At 68.4% G+C, this 17452-nt stretch carries 20 protein-coding genes; 13 read left to right on the top strand and 7 right to left on the bottom strand.

What is annotated here, in order from left to right; all coding sequences use genetic code 11:
• Positions 1–43: 43 nt before the first annotated feature.
• Positions 44–724, bottom strand: a complete 681-nt coding sequence (locus IEY07_RS06095; protein WP_188894260.1) for a cob(I)yrinic acid a,c-diamide adenosyltransferase — start codon at positions 722–724, stop codon at positions 44–46.
• Between the two features lie 359 nt (positions 725–1083).
• On the opposite strand from IEY07_RS06095, the gene IEY07_RS06090 reads away from it, so the two are divergent.
• Positions 1084–2214 (top strand): C39 family peptidase, encoded by a 1131-nt coding sequence (locus tag IEY07_RS06090; RefSeq protein ID WP_505745400.1) that lies wholly within the window; start codon positions 1084–1086, stop codon positions 2212–2214.
• Positions 2215–2288: 74 nt separating this feature from the next.
• The gene (locus IEY07_RS06085; protein ID WP_229669752.1) at positions 2289–3017 is read left to right on the top strand and encodes a peptidylprolyl isomerase; all 729 of its coding nucleotides are present in this window, start codon (positions 2289–2291) and stop codon (positions 3015–3017) included.
• On the opposite strand, the gene IEY07_RS06080 is transcribed toward IEY07_RS06085, so the two are convergent.
• Together IEY07_RS06080 and IEY07_RS06075 are read right to left on the bottom strand one after the other, a co-directional pair.
• Positions 3004–3834 carry an alpha/beta fold hydrolase gene (locus tag IEY07_RS06080; protein ID WP_188894259.1) on the bottom strand — a complete coding sequence of 277 codons (831 nt, stop codon included), beginning with the start codon at positions 3832–3834 and terminating at the stop codon, positions 3004–3006. The genes IEY07_RS06085 and IEY07_RS06080 overlap by 14 nt on opposite strands.
• On the bottom strand, positions 3834–4166 hold the full coding sequence (locus IEY07_RS06075) for an Rv1322 family protein (protein WP_229669751.1): 333 nt from the start codon (positions 4164–4166) through the stop codon (positions 3834–3836). The genes IEY07_RS06080 and IEY07_RS06075 overlap by 1 nt, the downstream gene beginning before the upstream one ends.
• Before the next feature lie 77 nt (positions 4167–4243).
• On the opposite strand from IEY07_RS06075, the gene IEY07_RS06070 reads away from it, so the two are divergent.
• Genes IEY07_RS06070 through nucS form a run of 4 tightly spaced genes read left to right on the top strand, consistent with a single transcriptional unit; the run spans position 4244 to position 7752 of the window.
• Entirely contained in the window at positions 4244–5299 is a 1056-nt protein-coding gene (locus tag IEY07_RS06070) for an ABC transporter ATP-binding protein (RefSeq protein ID WP_188894258.1), read from the top strand.
• Positions 5296–6165 carry an ABC transporter permease gene (locus IEY07_RS06065; protein WP_188894257.1) on the top strand — a complete coding sequence of 290 codons (870 nt, stop codon included), beginning with the start codon at positions 5296–5298 and terminating at the stop codon, positions 6163–6165. Before IEY07_RS06070 ends, IEY07_RS06065 begins: the two co-directional genes overlap by 4 nt.
• Complete coding sequence (locus tag IEY07_RS06060) at positions 6162–6989, top strand: ABC transporter permease (RefSeq protein ID WP_188894256.1); 828 nt, start codon at positions 6162–6164, stop codon at positions 6987–6989. The genes IEY07_RS06065 and IEY07_RS06060 overlap by 4 nt, the downstream gene beginning before the upstream one ends.
• A 55-nt stretch (positions 6990–7044) precedes the next feature.
• The gene (nucS, locus tag IEY07_RS06055; protein WP_188894255.1) at positions 7045–7752 is read left to right on the top strand and encodes an endonuclease NucS; all 708 of its coding nucleotides are present in this window, start codon (positions 7045–7047) and stop codon (positions 7750–7752) included.
• Positions 7753–7796: 44 nt separating this feature from the next.
• Here nucS and IEY07_RS06050 read toward each other — a convergent pair whose 3' ends face one another.
• The gene (locus tag IEY07_RS06050; protein ID WP_188894254.1) at positions 7797–9143 is read right to left on the bottom strand and encodes a hypothetical protein; all 1347 of its coding nucleotides are present in this window, start codon (positions 9141–9143) and stop codon (positions 7797–7799) included.
• Positions 9144–9235: 92 nt separating this feature from the next.
• Positions 9236–9727 carry a methylmalonyl-CoA epimerase gene (gene mce / locus IEY07_RS06045; protein ID WP_188894253.1) on the bottom strand — a complete coding sequence of 164 codons (492 nt, stop codon included), beginning with the start codon at positions 9725–9727 and terminating at the stop codon, positions 9236–9238.
• A 110-nt stretch (positions 9728–9837) separates the two neighbouring features.
• On the opposite strand from mce, the gene IEY07_RS06040 reads away from it, so the two are divergent.
• The 7 genes from IEY07_RS06040 (at position 9838) to icmA (ending at position 16678) form a co-directional block, all read left to right on the top strand.
• Positions 9838–10989: an N-acetylglucosamine-6-phosphate deacetylase gene (locus tag IEY07_RS06040; RefSeq protein ID WP_229669750.1), complete on the top strand. Its 1152-nt coding sequence runs from the start codon at positions 9838–9840 to the stop codon at positions 10987–10989.
• 38 nt (positions 10990–11027) lie between these two features.
• Positions 11028–12227, top strand: coding sequence for an acetyl-CoA C-acetyltransferase (locus IEY07_RS06035; RefSeq protein ID WP_188894252.1), 1200 nt, complete (start codon positions 11028–11030; stop codon positions 12225–12227).
• A complete protein-coding gene (gene meaB, locus IEY07_RS06030; RefSeq protein ID WP_188894251.1) occupies positions 12224–13225 on the top strand; it encodes a methylmalonyl Co-A mutase-associated GTPase MeaB in 1002 nt (333 codons plus the stop codon). The genes IEY07_RS06035 and meaB overlap by 4 nt, the downstream gene beginning before the upstream one ends.
• A 162-nt stretch (positions 13226–13387) precedes the next feature.
• Positions 13388–13552, top strand: coding sequence for a hypothetical protein (locus IEY07_RS06025; protein ID WP_188894250.1), 165 nt, complete (start codon positions 13388–13390; stop codon positions 13550–13552).
• Between the two features lie 37 nt (positions 13553–13589).
• Positions 13590–14336 carry a PH domain-containing protein gene (locus tag IEY07_RS06020; RefSeq protein ID WP_188894249.1) on the top strand — a complete coding sequence of 249 codons (747 nt, stop codon included), beginning with the start codon at positions 13590–13592 and terminating at the stop codon, positions 14334–14336.
• A 107-nt stretch (positions 14337–14443) separates the two neighbouring features.
• Positions 14444–14860 carry a MarR family transcriptional regulator gene (locus IEY07_RS06015; protein WP_188894248.1) on the top strand — a complete coding sequence of 139 codons (417 nt, stop codon included), beginning with the start codon at positions 14444–14446 and terminating at the stop codon, positions 14858–14860.
• Between the two features lie 87 nt (positions 14861–14947).
• Positions 14948–16678 (top strand): coenzyme B12-dependent isobutyryl-CoA mutase large subunit, encoded by a 1731-nt coding sequence (gene icmA / locus IEY07_RS06010; RefSeq protein WP_188894247.1) that lies wholly within the window; start codon positions 14948–14950, stop codon positions 16676–16678.
• 65 nt (positions 16679–16743) lie between these two features.
• Here the strand turns inward: icmA and IEY07_RS06005 are convergent, their stop codons facing one another.
• Positions 16744–17052 (bottom strand): DUF3349 domain-containing protein, encoded by a 309-nt coding sequence (locus tag IEY07_RS06005; RefSeq protein WP_188894246.1) that lies wholly within the window; start codon positions 17050–17052, stop codon positions 16744–16746.
• A gap of 1 nt (position 17053) precedes the next feature.
• Positions 17054–17440 carry a DUF3349 domain-containing protein gene (locus tag IEY07_RS06000; RefSeq protein ID WP_188894245.1) on the bottom strand — a complete coding sequence of 129 codons (387 nt, stop codon included), beginning with the start codon at positions 17438–17440 and terminating at the stop codon, positions 17054–17056.
• Between the last annotated feature and the right edge of the window lie 12 nt (positions 17441–17452).

Here is a 17452-nt window from a genome sequence, read left to right as displayed (position 1 = left end):
ATCGACGAACGGGTGGCGGTCTCAGTATGCCGGAAACCCATGATCACGATCGATCGGGGCTGCGGTCCCCGCCAGGCACCCAGAGCACCTCCGACTCGGTCCCGTTGGCGACCCGGCTGAGGATGAACAGCAGGTCCGACAACCGGTTGAGGTACTGGATCGCCAGCGGGTTGACGCCGCCGGGCCGGTCCGTCCCGGACGCGTCGGACCCGGACGCGTCGGACCCGGACGCGTCGGACCCGGACGCGTTGGATCCGGACTGGGCGGGCTCGGTTCCGTACACCTCGACAGCCTGCCAGGCGGTTCGTTCGGCACGCCGGACGATCGTCCGTACGACGTGCAACTGGGCACCGACCGGATTGCCGCCAGGGAGGATGAAGGAGTGCAGTGCCGGCAGCGGGTCGCCGAAACTGTCGCACCACTGCTCCAGCTGCTGGACGTAGTCCGCGGTGATCCGCAGCGGCTCGAATTCGTACGACGCGGCCAGCGGATTGCCCAGATCGGCACCGAGATCGAAAAGCTCGTTCTGCACCCGGGCCAGCACCCGGCGTAGGTGATCATCGATGCCGGGGAGGGTGAGCAGCACACCGATAGCCGCGTTTGCCTCGTCGACATCGCCGTACGCTGCCACCCGGGGGTCAGTCTTGGCGGTCACCGACATGTCCACCAGGCGGGTCCGGCCCTGATCGCCGGTACGGGTGTAGATCCTCGTCAGGTGCACCACGCGGGTCACTCTAGCCGCCGGAGAAGTTCCGTTGGTCCGGTGCCGCGAGGCTGTGGACGCGGGTGTGGTGAGAGGTTTACGATCCGATGGACGGGGGAGGCAAACTTTGTCATACGCACCGTCATCGACCCTGCCTCGGAGGACAGCGTGGCCGAACGCCCGGATCCTGAACCCCGCATCCACCTGCTACCGCGCCGGACCGTGCTCGGCGTCGGCGTCGGCGCCTCGGTAGGGCTCGCCATCGGCGCCCAGACGCCGGCCAGCGCCCACGGATCCAAGACCGCGCTCTCCGATCGGCACGTGCTCTACCGCCAGTTCACCGGGGCCGAACTGCGGGCCGGTGATCATCACGGCACCAGCTGGCGTCACGACGGCGTACGGATCGCGCACCCGACCGGCAGCCTCGACTACAGCGACCCTATGCCGACGACGCCACCGCTGTCAGCTACGAGACGGCGACCTGGACCTCGCCGGTGGCCAGGACCGGCTTCGGACTTACCGAACTGATCTCGTCCTGGGAGGTGGACACCCCGGGCCGGACCCGGGTGCAGATCGAGGTCCGTGGCACCGACGAGACCGGGACCCGTTCCGGCTGGTACATCCTCGGTCGCTGGTGCGCGAAGGACCCGGACGACGGCGGCGCGATCCACCGCTGCTCGGTGGACGGGCAGGACACCGACCTCGCGACGGTCTGGACCGACACCCTGCATCTCTTCGACGACCATGCCCTGTCGGACTGGCAGCTTCGGGTCACCCTGCTACGGCCCGCCGGGAGCCGACTGACGCCGATCCTGCAGACCGTCGGTGCTGTGGCCTCGGCGCTGCCGTCGGATCCCACGGTCCCGGTCAGCCCCAAGGGCCGTGCGGGCGGCATCGTGCTCGACGTGCCCGAGTTGTCCCAGGAGGTGCACAACGGGCACTATCCGCAATGGGACAACGGCGGCGAGGCGTGGTGCTCGGCCACCTCTACGGCGATGGTGATCAAGTACTGGCACACCGGCCCGACGAAGGCCGATCTTGCCTGGGTTGATCCGCCGGTCGATGCCGAGGTCGACTACTCCGCTCGCAACGTCTTCGACTACACCTACGACGGGGCGGGCAACTGGCCCTTCAACTGCGCCTACGCCACCACCTGGGGCTTGAAGGCATTCGTCACCCGGCTGCGCAACTTCACCGAGGCCGAGGAGTTGATCAAGCGAGGGATCCCGGTGATCATCTCGGTGTCGTTCGCCAAGGGCGACCTCGACGGCGCCGGCTACGGCACCAACGGGCACCTGATGGTGGTGGTCGGATTCACCGAGGACGGCGACGTCGTCGTCAACGATCCTGCGTCCCATCTGATCCCCGATGACAGCCAGGTGCGCGTCACCTACCGTCGCGACCAGCTCGAGAACGCCTGGGTGCCGCACTCGGGCGGCACTGTCTACGTCTATCACCCCGCCCACGTCGCGCTGCCGCCCGTCGTCGAGCACGCCGAGCCGAACTGGTGACTCCCTGAGGACGGCCGGGCCGACAGCGCGGGTCGATACCGCATCCGGGCGGCGCAGGTGCTTAGGTAGCGCCCGTGAACGTGTTTCCTCGGCATCGTCCCCGGCGGGGCGGCTATCGGGCTGTCGCGGTGATCATGATCGCGGCGGTGCTGTGGCTGGCCGGCTGCGGCCAGCAGCCGGGAACCGGCGCCGGCGCGACCTCTCCGGCCGCCACGACCGCTGCGTCGCCGAAGGCCGCACCGGTCGATTGCGAATACACCGAGACCGGTACGCCGGCCCGTCCGGTCAGCCCGCCACCGAGCACCGGGGTGAAGATGAGCGGCACCGCCACGGCGGTGATCACGATGTCGACGGGCAAGATCACGATCACCCTGGATCGCACCGACGCGCCCTGTACGGTCAACTCCTTCATCTCGCTGGCGGAGCAGAAGTTCTACGACAACACCGAATGCCCGCGGATGACCGTGGTGGCGAGCCTGTCGATGTTGCAGTGCGGTGATCCCACCGGCACCCAGACCGGCGGACCGGGCTACACCTTCCCTGACGAACTCAGCGGAGACGAGACCTATCCGGCCGGCACCGTGGCAATGGCCAACAGCGGTCCCAACACCAACGGCTCGCAGTTCTTCCTGGTCTTCAAGGACTCCGATCTGCAGCCCAGTTACACGGTCTTCGGAAAGATGGATCAGGCCGGGATCGATGTGCTGACCAAGATCGCGGCAGGCGGCGTCGACAACCGCAACGCCGAGGGCGACGGCAAGCCCAAAACCGCGGCCAAGATCGTTTCCGTCACCGTGGGGTGACCGGCGCGCCCGCCAGGAACCGCCGCAGCACGTCGACGAAGATCTCCGGCTGTTCGGAGTGCACCCAGTGGCCGGCGTTCTTGATCGTCACCGTCCGCACCCGGGGGAACAGCTGTCTCATCCGGCCCGCATGCTCCTGACGAATGTAATCGGAGTCGGCACCGGCGACCCACAGGGTGGGACCGGGATAGGGGGCCGCGTCGAGATCGGGGAATCCGCTCAGCACCCCCAGATGGTCACCGAGCAGCTCCAGATTCATCTGCCAGTGCCAACCGGGCCCACCGGAGCGATCGCCACGGCGCAGGTTCTGCAAGAGGAAGCCGCGTACGGTGGAGTCCGGCACCGCCGCCCGCAGTTGATCATCGGCCGACTGCCGGGATTCCAACGCCGCAAGGTCGATCGCGCGCATCGCATCGGCATATTGCAGGAACTCCCCGCGGCCGCCGTAGTCCACCGGTGCGATGTCGACGACGACCAGTTGCTCGACCAGCTCGGGGCGGGTGAGGGCCAGCACCATGGCGATCTTGCCGCCCATCGAGTGCCCGACCACTGTCCACCGACGGCCGGACGATTCCAGGTCGGCGGCCAACAATGCAGCCATCGCCGGATAGGACAGCTCGTCGGTCCAGGGGGAACGACCGTGATCGGGCATGTCGACCAGGGCGACCCGGTAGTCCTGGGCGAACTGCCGTCCGATCGTGGTCCAGTTCTTGCCCTGACCGAAGAGGCCGTGACAGAAGACGATCCCTGGGCGGTCCGGTCCGGGGCGGGCGTCCAGGATCGAGCTGTGGAGCCCGGGCGTCGACGGGTGTTCCATCAGCGCCGCCGCGTCCAGCAGCTGTTGTGCCAGTGCCGGCGTTGTTCGACCCCGCTGACGAATCCCAGTCCGGGGTCGGCCGGCCACACCACCAGGTGCGGGGTTCCGGGCCGGATGACCTGGTCACAGCCGGGGCAGCGGTAGTCCTTGATCGCGGACGCGCCGGCGATCGGTCGTACGATCCACCGACCGTCGGACTTGAGGTCCGATGACGCGTGCCCGACGACCAGCGGCCGGGCCGGGCGGAGGTGCTTGCTCCGGCGACGTTGGGACGGTGCCATCACCGACAACTGCCACTGGTCTGGTGCGCGGTCACTGGTCCAGTGTTTCAAAGCGCACAACCTCGTCGGTGGTGGGGCGGCGACAAACGCTCTGGCGAAATGTCGGTGGGATGTGGTTGGTTCGTCTCATGTCGGGCGCAGCGGTGCAGGTCGAGCAGCTCCAGAAGACGTATGTCGTGCCCGAGCGGGACGCCGGTATCAAGGCCGCGATGATGTCCCTGGTCCGCCGCCGGACGCGTTCGGTGGCCGCGGTCCGGGAGATCAGTTTCGCCGTCGAGGCCGGCGAGGTCGTCGGCTTCCTAGGACCCAACGGTGCTGGCAAGACCACGACGCTGAAGATGCTCGCGGGCCTGCTGCATCCGACCTCGGGTCGGGCCGAGGTCCTCGGTTACACGCCGTGGCGCCGGGACCGGGACTATCTGGGACGGATGGCGTTGATCATGGGGCAGCGCAGTCAGCTGCAGTGGGACATCCCGGTGGTCGATTCCTACCGGCTCAACAAGGCCGTCTTCCAGATCGGCGATGCTGATTTCGCGGCCCGGCTCGGTGAGTTGACCGACCTGCTCGAGCTGGGTGAACTGCTGCGCAAGCCGGCCCGCAACCTGTCGTTGGGGGAGCGGATGAAGTGCGAGTTCGCCGGGTCGTTGCTGCACCGCCCGCAGGTGCTCTTCCTGGACGAGCCGACCATCGGGCTGGATGTGGCGATGCAGCGCCGGATCCGGTCCTTCGTCGCGGAGTACAACCGGCGCACCGGCGCGGTGGTGATGCTGACCAGCCACTACATGGCCGACGTCGAGGCGCTCTGCAAGCGGGTGATCGTGATCCACCACGGGACGTTGCTGTTCGACGGCCCGCTGACCGAGCTGGTCCGGACCGTCGCACCGGACAAGACGATCACTGTCGAGTTGTCCGAACCCAACACGGCGTCCCGGGCCGAGCTGGCGACACTGCTGGGCGGTCGGGTTGCCGAGGCGCCGATCGAGGAGACCGACACCGGTTGGCGGGTCAAGGTGCCTGCGGCCGACACGCCGGCGGTGGCCGCCCGGCTGCTGACCGGGCTCCCGGTCACGGACGTGACGATCGAGGACGAGCCGATCGAAGCGGTGATCGAGAAGGTCTTCGCCGTGCCTGCTCACGACGAGGCACACGGACGCGCATCGGATGAGGCAGAGGTCCGGCGGTGACAGCACCGAGTCGTACGAGACCGGACCAGCTGGAGCCGGCACCGGATTTCAGCCGGTTCTCCTGGCGCGCGCTGCGGCAGTACTACCGCGGCGAGTTCGCCGCGTCGGTCGCCGTGAATGTCGCCTATCGCGGCTCGGTGGGGATCTGGGTGGTCACCTCGGTCATCCAGCCGATCGTGATGATCGTCGTCTGGCGCACGGTCGCAGGTCCGACCGGGATGGTCGGCGGCTACACCGCCGGCCGGTTCGTCACCTATTTCGCGATCATGATGCTGGTCAACCACCTGACCTTCATCTGGCTGATGTGGGAGTTCGAGTGGCGGGTCAGGGAGGGCACGTTCTCCCCGCTGCTGCTGCGGCCGATCCATCCCATCCACAAGGACATCAGCGACAACGTCGCCTACAAGATGATCGGCCTGATCGGCATCCTGCCCGCGATGGTGATCCTGATCGTCGCCTTCCGCGGCGATCTCTCGGGCATGGATCCGCTGCAGCTCGTCGCCTCGGTGCCGGCCCTGGTCGGCGGCGCGGTGCTGCGGTTCATGATCGAATGGGTCCTCGCCCTCAGTGCGTTCTGGCTGACCAAGACCACGGCGCTGAACAACTTCTACATGTCGGTGCAGACCTTCCTCAGCGGCGGTTTCGCACCGCTGACGGTGTTCCCGCCGCTGATCGCGGCGATCGCCAACTGGTCGCCGTTCCCGTGGACCCAGGCATTCGTGGCCAACATCGCGATGGGCCGCACCACCGGTGCGTCGATCCTGTACGGCTACGGAGTGCAGGCCGTCTGGGTCGCTGCGGCGTTCGGACTGCTGCGGCTCGTCTGGTCCCGGGCCGTACGGCGATATTCGGCGGTGGGCGCATGAGCCAGGAACTCGGCGGCGTTGCTGGGCGCGGTCGGCTGGCGCACGGCTGGACGATCGTGGCGACCTATCTCCGGCTCGGCGTCCTCAACGTGGCTCAGTATCGCGGCGAGTTCTTCGTCGCCCTCGCCAATGTGATCACCCTGGCGACCCAGTTCGTCGGGATCGCGGTGATCTTCGCCAACACCAGCAATCTGGGCGGCTGGACCCCGTCCGGGCTGATCGCCCTGATCGGCGTCTACACCATCCTGTCCGGTCTGATCGCGATGGTGATCCAGCCGTCTCTGCAGCAGCTGATGGAGGGCATCCGGCTGGGCACCTTCGATTTCACGCTGACCAAGCCCGCAGATTCCCAGTTGTTGGCGAGCGTGGCTGTGGTCTCGCCGGCGCAGGCGCTCAACATCGTGTTCGGTGCGGGCATCGTCGGCTATGCCAGTCTTCGGATGGGGACCACGATCGGGCCGCTGCAATGGCTCTACTTCTGCCTGACCCTGGTCTTCGGCGCGGTGATCGTCTACTCGTTCCTGACGCTGTTGGGCACCTGCGCCTTCTGGTGGGTCAAGGTGGACAACATCCTGGTGGTGTTCTCGGCCGTCTTCGGCCAGGCGGGTCGCTGGCCGCTGGCCGTCTTTCCCGGCTGGATGCGGATCGTATTGAGCCTGATCATTCCGGTCGGCCTTGCGGTCACCGTCCCCGCGCAGGCGCTCGCCGGCGGGCTGAGCGGGTGGCTCGTGCTCGGCTCCGCCGCGGTGGCCGCTCTGTTCTTCGCAGCTGCCCGAGCCTTCTGGAAGTACGCCTTGCGGCACTACACCGGGGCGTCGGCGTAGCCCGTGGCCCGATGGCGGATCGCGGAACCGGATGGCGACGGCTAGGGTCTGCCTCGTGCGTTTGGTGGTTGCGGAGTGCCAGGTCGATTACGCCGGGCGGTTGACCGCCCATCTGCCGATGGCCAAGCGGCTGATCCTGATCAAGGCGGATGGGTCGGTGTCGATCCACGCCGACGACCGGGCGTACAAGCCGCTGAACTGGATGAGCCCGCCGTGTGCGCTGACCGAACTGCCCGCCGACGCCGTGGGAGACCTGGCCGACGGACTGGGACGGGAGTTGACCGCGGTCTGGGAGGTCAAGGGGCGCGACGGCGACACCCTGCAGGTCGCGCTGGGCGAGGTGTTGCAGGATTCCAGCCACGAGTTGGGTGTCGACCCCGGGCTGCAGAAGGACGGAGTCGAGGCCCATCTGCAGGCGCTGCTGGCCGAACATCCGCAGACCTTCGGGAAGGGCTGGACGCTGGTACGCCGCGAGCACATGACCGCCATCGGCCCGGTCGACCTGCTCTGCCGGGATGCCGACGGCGGCTATGTCGCGGTCGAGGTCAAACGCCGCGGGGAGATCGACGGGGTCGAGCAGCTGACCCGGTACCTGGAACTGATGCGCCGCGATCCGCTGCTCGGCGATGTCCGCGGCGTCTTCGCCGCCCAGCAGATCAAGCCGCAGGCACGCGTCCTGGCCGGTGACCGCGGTATCACCTGCGTGACCGTCGATTACGACGCCTTGCGCGGGATGGACAACGCCGACGAGCGGCTCTTCTAGTCTTTCCCGCTGTCAGGACTTGTAGCTGTCAGGACTTGTAGCTGTCAGGACTTCGCGGCGCCAGGTCCGCGCGCGCCGGGAACGCTGATCGTCGGCTCCTGGTCGTCGTCCTCATCGGCTGTGTCATCGGAGGCACTCGGTTCCTCCTCAGTCTCCTGGTCGGTCTCAGTCTGCTGGTCGGTCTCAGTCTGCTGGTCCGTGTCGACCGGTGCCTCCGGCTCGGTCGCAGGGGCTTCGGCGTCGGCGAGCGTCGGATCCTCGGGAGCTATCGGCTCGGCCTGGGGATCGTCGGCGAACTCCTCCAGATCCTGGGACAGATCGGCCAGTGGCTGCTGCATCGCGGGCAGGTCGGCGGCGCTCTGCGAGGCGAGCGCGGACAGACTCTGCAACTGGTTCAGTACGGCCTGCTTGCGCTGCAGCAGATTCTCGGTCTCGCGGCGCAGTTGCTCCTTGCGCCATTCGAATTCCTGGTGGGTCCGCTGGGTGATCCGCTCGGCCTGCTTCTTGGCCGCGGCGAGCACCCGGTCGGCCTCCTCCTTGGCGTCCAGGACGATCTTCTCCGCCTCGGCCTTGGCCTGGGTCCGGGTCGTGGCTCCGGCCGCGATGTCGGCCGCGAGCCGCTCACCGGCCTGCTGGTGGTGCTCGGTTGCCTCGGCCAGCAGCTTGCCGGTCGCGGTCACCGACTCCTGGTGCATCTTCTTCAGCTCCGCCGTGGCGGCCTCGCGCTCCTCGGCGATCTGCTTACGGATCTGGGCGGCCTCGCTCTCGGCATTGTGCTTGAGTTGTTCGCCCTCGAGATAGCCGCTCTGCCGGGTCGCATCGGCGTCGTGCTGGGCCTGCCGGCGCAGCGCCTCGACCTCCCGCTCGGCGGCGGCGCCGACGGCCTGGGCCTCGGTCCGGGCCCGCTCGACCTCCGCCTGGGCCTCCTCGGTGGCCCGCTGGCGCAGCTTCTCCAACTCGGCGCGGCCGTTGCGGCGGATCTGCTCACCATCGGCCTCGGCCTGCTGGCGCAGCCGCTCGGCATCCCGGGCACCATCGTCGCGGAGCTGGTTGGCGTCCCGGTTGGCCTGATCGAGCATCTCCTGGGACTGCTCCTCGGCCATCTTCAGGATGTGTCCGGCGCGCGCGCCCAGGCTGGTGTAGTCGACCTCGCCCGGCGGGCGGTCGTCGAGCTCTTTCTGCAGGGCGTCGATCCGGTCCTGGAGGTCGGCGATCCGGCGCTGGGCGACGGCATCCTGTCGACCGGCCTGGAGGACCCTGCCCTCGAGTCCGCGTACGTAATCGTCAACGGCGCTGCGGTCATAGCCACGCAGCGCCGTGGGGAAGTTTCCGACGGCACTGGCCTTCTCGTCGAAGAGATCGAGGCCGGTCGATTCGTCCGAAGTAGACATGCGATCCTCAAGGTCACCTGCGGGTATGTTCGAACCCATACCGTACCCTCCGTGGCAATCTCTTCCCGGTACCCCGCGCCGTTTCGGATCGCTTATCTGCCAAGGGATTCCGGTGCCGCTGCGACCAACTCGATCAGGACCCCTCCGGCGTCCTTCGGGTGCAGGAAGTTGATCTTGCAACCAGCGGTCCCGATCCGGGGTTCGTCGTAGAGCAGCCGCAGCCCGAGCGCCCGCAACCGCGCCGACAAGGCATCCAGGTCGCGGACGCGCAGGGCCAGTTGCTGCAGACCGGGCCCGGAACGGTCGAGGAATCTGGCGATCGTCGATGTCGGCGCCAGCGGCGCCAGCACCTGGATCCGGGTGGCCCCGGGGACTTCCGATTCCCCGCCCGGCGCCAGCATCGCCTCGACGACCTGCTGATCGGGATTCTCCTCGCGATGCACCTCCACCATGCCGAAGGCGTCGCGGTAGAAGGCGATCGTCGCGTCCAGGTCGGCGGTTGCCACCCCGACGTGGTCGACGGCCTCGACTTCCGCGGCGAGTCCGGCTGCGCCGAGGGCGCCGGGCACCAGGTCATGAGTCATGTCAACAGTCTGCCCGCATCAGTCTGCCCGCATCAGTCTGCCCGCATCGTCGGGTGCTCGTACTCCTAGGCTGGTGCCCGAGATCCGACCAGACCGGCAGGAGACACCGCGTGACCCAGATCGCCACCATCGAGGGCCGGGTGCCCGGCGGCCCGGCCGTCCGGGTGACGATCGAGGGCGAGCTGATCACCCACATCGAGCCGCTCTCGTACGATCCTGGTCAGCTCGTGCTGCCGGGACTTGTCGACTGTCAGATCAACGGTTTCGCCGGCGCGGATGTCAACGCCGAGGACATCTCGGTCGAGGTGGTCGGCGCGCTGACCCGGTCGCTTGTTGCCGAGGGCACGACGACCTACTGCCCGACGATCATCAGCGGCTCCCCGGACCGGATCCGCCGCGCTCTGGGCGTGATCCGGTCGGCCTGCGAACAGGACCCGATGGTGGCCCGCTGTGTCGCTGGGATCCACGTCGAAGGCCCGTCGATCTCGGCCGAGGACGGCGCCCGCGGGGCGCATGCCGCCGAGTGGCTCCGGGATCCGGATCCCGCCGAGCTGGCCGACTGGCTTGAGGTCTCCGGTGGTCTGCTGCGGATCGTCACCCTCGGCCCCGAACGGCCGGGCAGCATCGAATACATCCGGGCCGCGACGGCGGCCGGCGTCCTGGTGTCGCTCGGCCACACCGCGGCGACGCCGGCGCAGGTCCATCGCGCGGCCGCGGCGGGGGCGACGCTGTCCACCCACCTCGGCAACGGCGCCCATCCGCAGCTGCCCCGGCACCCCAACTACCTGTGGGCCCAACTCGCCGACGACCGGCTGACCGCCGGATTGATCACCGACGGGCATCACCTGGATGCCGACACGGTGACCGCCATGATCCGGGCCAAGGGTCCGGGCCGGACGCTGCTGGTCAGCGATGCGGCGGCACTGGCGCACTGCCCGCCCGGCGACTACGCCACTCCTGTCGGCGGGTCGGTGACGGTCGATCCGGACGGCGCTCTGCGGCTCACCGGGACGGCATTGAATGCCGGATCCGGCAGCTCGCTGCTGGACTGCCTGTCGTGGGCAATGGCCCAAACGCCCTTCGAGCCCGCAGATCTCCTTGCGATGGCGACCTCGATCCCCGCCGGGATCCTCGGACTGTCCGACCGGGGCGGGCTCGAGCCGGGTGCGCGTGCGGACCTGCTGGTCACCGATGCGGACCTGCGTCCGCTCCAGGTTGTGATCGCGGGGCGCACGATGGGAAATCCGCCGGGCTGCGCCTAAGGTTCTCAAGGAGGGCGCCAACGCGACAGGAGGATGTCATGACATCGGTGATCGTCGGCGGAGCTCGGACGCCGATCGGCAGGCTGCTTGGCGGGCTGCAGGGCTTGTCGGCCACCGATCTCGGCGGCATCGCGATCGCCGCCGCCCTGGAACGTTCTGGCGTCCGACCGGACCAGGTCGAGTACGTGATCATGGGCCAGGTGCTGCAGGCCGGAGCCGGCCAGCTGCCGGCCCGTCAGGCCGCAGTCAAGGGCGGCATCGGCATGTCGGTGCCGTCGCTGACCATCAACAAGGTGTGCCTGTCCGGGCTGAACGCGGTGGCCCTGGCTGACCAGCTGATCCGGGCCGGCGAGTGCGAGATCGTCGTCGCCGGTGGCATGGAGTCGATGACCAATGTCCCGCACCTGCTGCCCCGCTCGCGACGAGGTTTCAAGTACGGCGACGTCACGCTGCGTGACCACATGGACTATGACGGCCTGTGGGACGCCTTCACCGACCAGCCGATGGGCGCCCTGACCGAACAGCAGAACACCGGACCGGTCGCGGTGAGCCGCGAGGACCAGGACGCCTTCGCGGCCCGCTCGCACCAGCTGGCCGCCCGGGCGATCGCCGACGGGACGCTGGCCGAGGAGATCGTCGACGTCCCGGTTCCGCAGCGTCGCGGCGAGGACCTCGTCGTCAGCACCGACGAGGGCGTACGGCCGGATTCGACCGTTCAGACGTTGGCCCGGCTGCGGCCGGCCTTCGCGCCGGACGGGACGATCACCGCCGGATCGGCGAGCCCGATCTCCGACGGCGCGGCCGCCCTGGTGATCGCCGACAAGCAGGCGGCCGAACGGCTCGGGTTGCCGGTGCTGGCCGAGATCGGTGCCCACGGGATGGTGGCCGGACCGGACTCATCGCTGCAGCTTCAACCCGCCAACGCCATCGAGGCCGCCTGCAAGAAGGCGGGGATCGGCGTCGGCGACCTGGACCTGATCGAGATCAACGAGGCGTTCGCCGCCGTGGGTGTGGCCAGCGCCCGGGCGCTGGGACTGAGCCCGGAGGAGATCGAGCAGAAGCTCAACGTCGACGGCGGCGCGATCGCCGTCGGGCACCCGATCGGGATGTCCGGCGCGCGGCTGGTGCTGCATCTGGCCTATGCCCTCAAGCGTCGCGGCGGCGGGACGGCCGCGGCCGCCCTCTGTGGCGGTGGCGGGCAGGGTGACGCCTTGATCATCACCCGGCCCGGCGCATGAGCGCTGCGCACCCGGAATCCCACCCTGATTCCCATCCGGAGCCGTACGTCGAGGCGCTGCAGGCCCTGGTGGCGGCAGCTCGCACCGGACGCCCGCGAGCGGTGGCGCGGTTGATCAGCGCCGTGGAGAACGATTCGTACGCCCTCCGACCGCTGATGGCCGAACTGGCCTCCGACACCGGCAGGGCGCATGTGATCGGCCTGACCGGCCCGCCCGGTGTCGGCAAGTCGACGACGACGGCAGCGCTGATCGGCGCCTACCGGGCCCGCGGACTCCGGGTCGGCGTACTGGCATTCGACCCGTCCTCGCCGTTCACCGGGGGAGCCTTGCTCGGTGACCGGGTGCGGATGCAGCAGCACGCCCTCGATGACGGCGTCTTCATCCGGTCGATGGCCTCTCGCGGGCACCTCGGCGGCTTGTCGGTCGCGGCCCCCCAGGCCCTGCGGGTCTTCGATGCCGCCGGTTGTGATGTGGTCCTGCTGGAAACCGTCGGTGTCGGGCAGTCGGAGGTCGAGGTGGCCGACTCCGCGGATAGCACCGTCGTGCTGTTGTCACCGGGCATGGGCGACGGCATCCAGGCGGCGAAGGCGGGCGTGCTGGAGATCGGCGACCTGTTCGTGGTCAACAAGGCCGACCGGGACGGCACCCAGTCCCTGGTCCGGGAACTGCGCACAATGATCGCCATGACCGAGCGAGCGCCGCAGGACTGGAAGCCGCCGATCGTCCGGACCGTCGCGGCCCGCAACGAGGGCATCGACGACCTGGTCGCCACCCTCGACAAGCACCGCGCGCACACCGAGGCAGATGGCAGCTGGCAGCGGCGGCGACTCGAACGGGCCCGCTCGGAGGTCGAGTCGCTGGCGCTGGCGTTCCTGCAGCAGCGCATGCACAGCCGCCGCGGCGCAGTTCTGGACGAACTGGCGGCGGCGGTCCGCGACGGCCGGCTCGACGCGTTCAGCGCTGCCGATCAGGTGATCGGCGACATCGGCCAGAGCTGAGTCCTCGACCAGCGTTTAGCCCAGCGGTCCGGCAGTTTCTGCTCAAGGATCGGCAGATCCGCGTCGCGTCCGGCGTGGCCTGCGTGCCGCGGGTGTCCGCTGACGGTAGAACAGTGCTCAGCAGTTCGTCCCGCGAGAGGTGGGCAACCGGAGGAGTCGGGCATGAAGTGGATCAAGCGGCTTGTTGTCGCGGTCGTGGTGATCTTCGCCCTCTTCTACCTGTTCACCCGTCCGACGGACGCGGCGGACGCGGTCAAGAGCGCCTTCGGAGCGGTCGGCAACGGCCTCGACGCGGTGATGACCTTCTTCACCTCACTGACATCGTGATCCGGTCAGCCTGACCTGACGAGTTGATCCGCGAACCATGGCCGGCCTCCTGCGAACAGCGTTCGACCCGCGGGTCAGCGACCACCTGATCGCCGACGAGGGTGAGATCGTCGTCGACGAGGTGCGACGGCATCCGATGGCCTTCGTCGGCCCCGGCGTGCTCGGCCTACTCGGCGTCCTGATCATGATCTGTACGCTCTGGGTCCCGGTCGCCATCGCCTGGCTGCCCTTGGGTGTCGGGCTGGTCCTGCTGGCGATCGGCGGCTACCGGATGCTCGCCGCGCACATGGACCGCTTCGTGATCACCAATATGCGGGTCTTCCGGGTGCACGGCATCTTCTCCCAGCACACCGCGACCATGCCGATGTCGCGGATCCTTGACATCTCGGTGCACAAACCGCTGCTGGGACGGATCCTCAACTACGGCCACTTCGTCTTCGAGTCGGCCGCCGAGAACCAGGGGCTGCGCGACATCCGCTTCGTGGCTCGGCCCGACGAGCGGGATCTCACCATCCAGCGAGTCATCCAGCGTTCCGGCCTGCGGTCCAGCATGCGTCCGGTCGCCAATACTGCTGCTCCGCGCACGCCCCGGACGCCGTACGTTCCCGGTGACGATCCGGCTGCGGGTGACGGGATCGGCGACGACGACTCACTTGCCCGGACCGGTGAACAGCCCGGACAGCCGGGCGGTGACCAGGAATGGCTGGAGGGCGGCTGGTCGGCCCGAGACGCTGCCGACTATCGATCATCGGCACCACGCGGTGACCGGGACGACAGGAGCTGATCATCGACGCCGATCCGCCGAGGTCCACCGATCGACACCGGCTCGCGTTCGACCCGATCGCGGCCGCCGCGAGCAGCTGGGAGAAGCAGTGGCCCGAGCGGCACCGGATGGAGGCCGTGACCTCGTTGATGCGGGTCCACCAATTGCTGCTGACCGGGCTCGACGATCTGTTGCGGCCCCTCGACCTGACCTTCGCCCGCTTCGAGGTGCTGGTGCTGCTGTCCTTCTCCCGGCGAGGTGCGCTGCCGCTGGGCAAGATCGGTGAGCGGCTGCAGGTGCACGCCACTTCGGTCACCCCGTTGGTCAAGCGGCTCGAGGTCAGCGGCTATCTGGTACGCAACCGGCACCCGGAGGACGGCCGCGCGGTGCTGGCCGAGATCACTGCCGCCGGCCGCGCTGTCACCGAGCGGGCGAGCAGGGTGATCACCGACGCCAGGTTCGGTCTGGGATCCCTGGACGAGCGTCAGTGCCGGGAGCTGACCCGGCTGCTCGCCGGAGCCCGGGCGGCAGCTGGCGATTTCTGATCGCCCCTCGGCGGGGTGGGGAAATAGTAGGGGGTCCTAGTATTCAGGTGACTACGGAGTCAGGGCATTCACCTGGAGGTGGGATCGATGACGAACCAGCACCCGGAGCCGCCGGCCTACCCGAGCAACCCGGGCGGCCGTGAGCGGTGGCAGCAGGCCTACCAGCGTGCCGTCGCCGAGGGCAGGATCCGCGATGCGGATTTCGCGACGCTGTCCGGGCTCGAGGTCGATCCCGTCTACGGCCCGCCGGAGGACACCGATCCACCGATGGACCGGATCGGCTGGCCGGGGGAATTCCCGTTCACCCGGGGGCTGTATCCCACCGGCTATCGCGGGCGCCCGTGGACGATCCGCCAGTTCGCCGGATTCGGCAACGCCCGGCAGACCAACGAACGCTACAAGATGATCTTGGGTGCCGGTGGTGGCGGCCTGAGCGTCGCCTTCGACATGCCGACCCTGATGGGCCGGGACTCCGACGATCCGCGCAGCCTGGGTGAGGTCGGCCACTGCGGTGTCGCGATCGACTCGGTCGCCGACATGCAGGTGTTGTTCGACGGGCTCGACCTCGGCGAGGTGACCACGTCGATGACGATCTCAGGGCCGGCGGTCCCGATCTTCTGCATGTACGTCGTGGCGGCCGAGCGTCAGGGGGTTGACATCACCCGGCTGAACGGCACTCTACAAACCGATATCTACAAGGAATACATCGCGCAGAAGGAGTGGCTCTTCGCGCCCGAGCCGCATCTGCGGCTGATCGGCGACCTGATGGAGTACACCAGCGCGACCATGCCGGCGTACAAGCCACTGAGCGTCTCCGGCTACCACATCCGCGAGGCCGGATCGACTGCGGCGCAGGAACTTGCCTTCACCCTGGCCGACGGCTTCGGCTACGTCGAGCTCGGGCTGTCGCGGGGTCTTGAGGTCGACCGGTTCGCGCCGGGCCTGAGCTTCTTCTTCGATGCCCACATCGATTTCTTCGAGGAGATCGCGAAGTTCAGGGCGGCCCGGCGGATCTGGGCCCGGTGGATGCGGGACCGTTTCGGTGCCAAGACACCACGGGCGCAGTGGTTGCGGTTCCACACCCAGACCGCGGGTGTCTCACTGACCGCGCAACAGCCGTACAACAACGTCGTACGGACCGCGGTCGAGGCGATGGCGGCGGTGCTGGGTGGTACGAATTCCCTGCACACCAACGCATTGGACGAGACGCTGGCGCTGCCGACCGAGCGGGCAGCGGAGATCGCCCTGCGCACCCAGCAGGTGATCGGCGAGGAGACGGGGGTGGCCAACGTCGCCGATCCGCTCGGCGGATCCTGGTATCTGGAGGAGCTCACCGATCGGCTCGAGGCCGAGGCCGAGTCGATCTTCAGCCGGATCGAGGAGTTGGGACGGCTCGGACGGCGGTCGCCGCATCCGATCGGCCCGATCACCGCCGGGCTGCTGCGCGGGATCGAGGACGGCTGGTTCACCGGTGAGATCGCCGATGCCGCCTTCAGCTACCAGACGAAGCTGGAGAAGGGCGACAAGACGATCGTCGGAGTGAACAGCCACACCGAGAGCGTCACCGGTGATCTGGAGATCCTGCGGGTCAGTCACGAGGTCGAGACCGAACAACGGCGCGAACTCGCGGATCGCCGGAGCAGCCGCGACCAGGCGGCGGTCGACGCCGCGCTCGCGACGATGGTGCAGGTCGCCCGGACGACGGACAACTTGATCGAGCCGATGCTGGCGGCCGTACGGGCCGAGGCCACCCTGGGCGAGATCTGCGACGCGCTGCGGGCCGAGTGGGGCGAGTACTCCGAGCCGGCACGTTTCTAGCGCGCTGCTGGAACCACTCGTATCCGATCGGATCGCCAGTCGTGCGGCGCTCAGTCGTGCGGCATTCAGTCGTCCGGCGGCGCGGTCGGATCGGCCAGCGGCCAGCCGGCCGCCGCCAGCTTGGTCTGCACCCGGTCGACATCCTCCTGGCGAGGGAGTTCGTTGGTGATCTTGGTGATCTCCACGCCGATGTCGATCGGGTCGACTGCTCCGGCCTCGGAGTGGATGATCGAGCGGGCCACTTCACGTACCTCGTCGGAGGACAGCCGACGACTGAGCAGCGCGAAGAGCGGGACATAGTCGGATTCGGGAACCCCATCGGGATACCCGGCACGCAGCCAGCCCAGGATGGCCGTCAGGAACGCAGGAGCCACGTCAGGGCGCCCCGGATTCCTCGTTCTGCCCACCGGCCAGCGGCCAGCCTCCGGCGGCCAACCGTGCCGAGACCCTGCGGATCTCGTCGTGCGTCGGCTGTTCGCTCAGGATGCGCTGGATCAGCGCCTCGACTTCGTCGTGGGTGATCACGCCGTCGGCCAGGGCGGGGGAGTCCTTGTGGGTCAGCTCCTCGACGATCTCATGGACCTGCTCGTCGGTCAGTCGCCGCTTGAGAACGGCGATGACCGGGAACCGGTCAGCCGCGGGGATGCCCTCGGGATAGCCTGCGGTCAGCCAGCCGATCACTCGGCCGATGATCGACTGCTTCTTCTCCGCGCCGGTCGAATCGGCGGTCGGTTCGAGCTGTGGATCGGTCTCGGTGCTCATCCGCTGCCTCCT

Origin of the sequence: Microlunatus endophyticus (assembly GCF_014646195.1) — a bacterium.
Taxonomy (GTDB): Bacteria; Actinomycetota; Actinomycetes; order Propionibacteriales; family Propionibacteriaceae; genus Microlunatus; species Microlunatus endophyticus.
The sequence above is the reverse complement of the archived record's forward strand: the minus strand, read 5'-3'. Positions and strand labels throughout refer to the sequence as shown.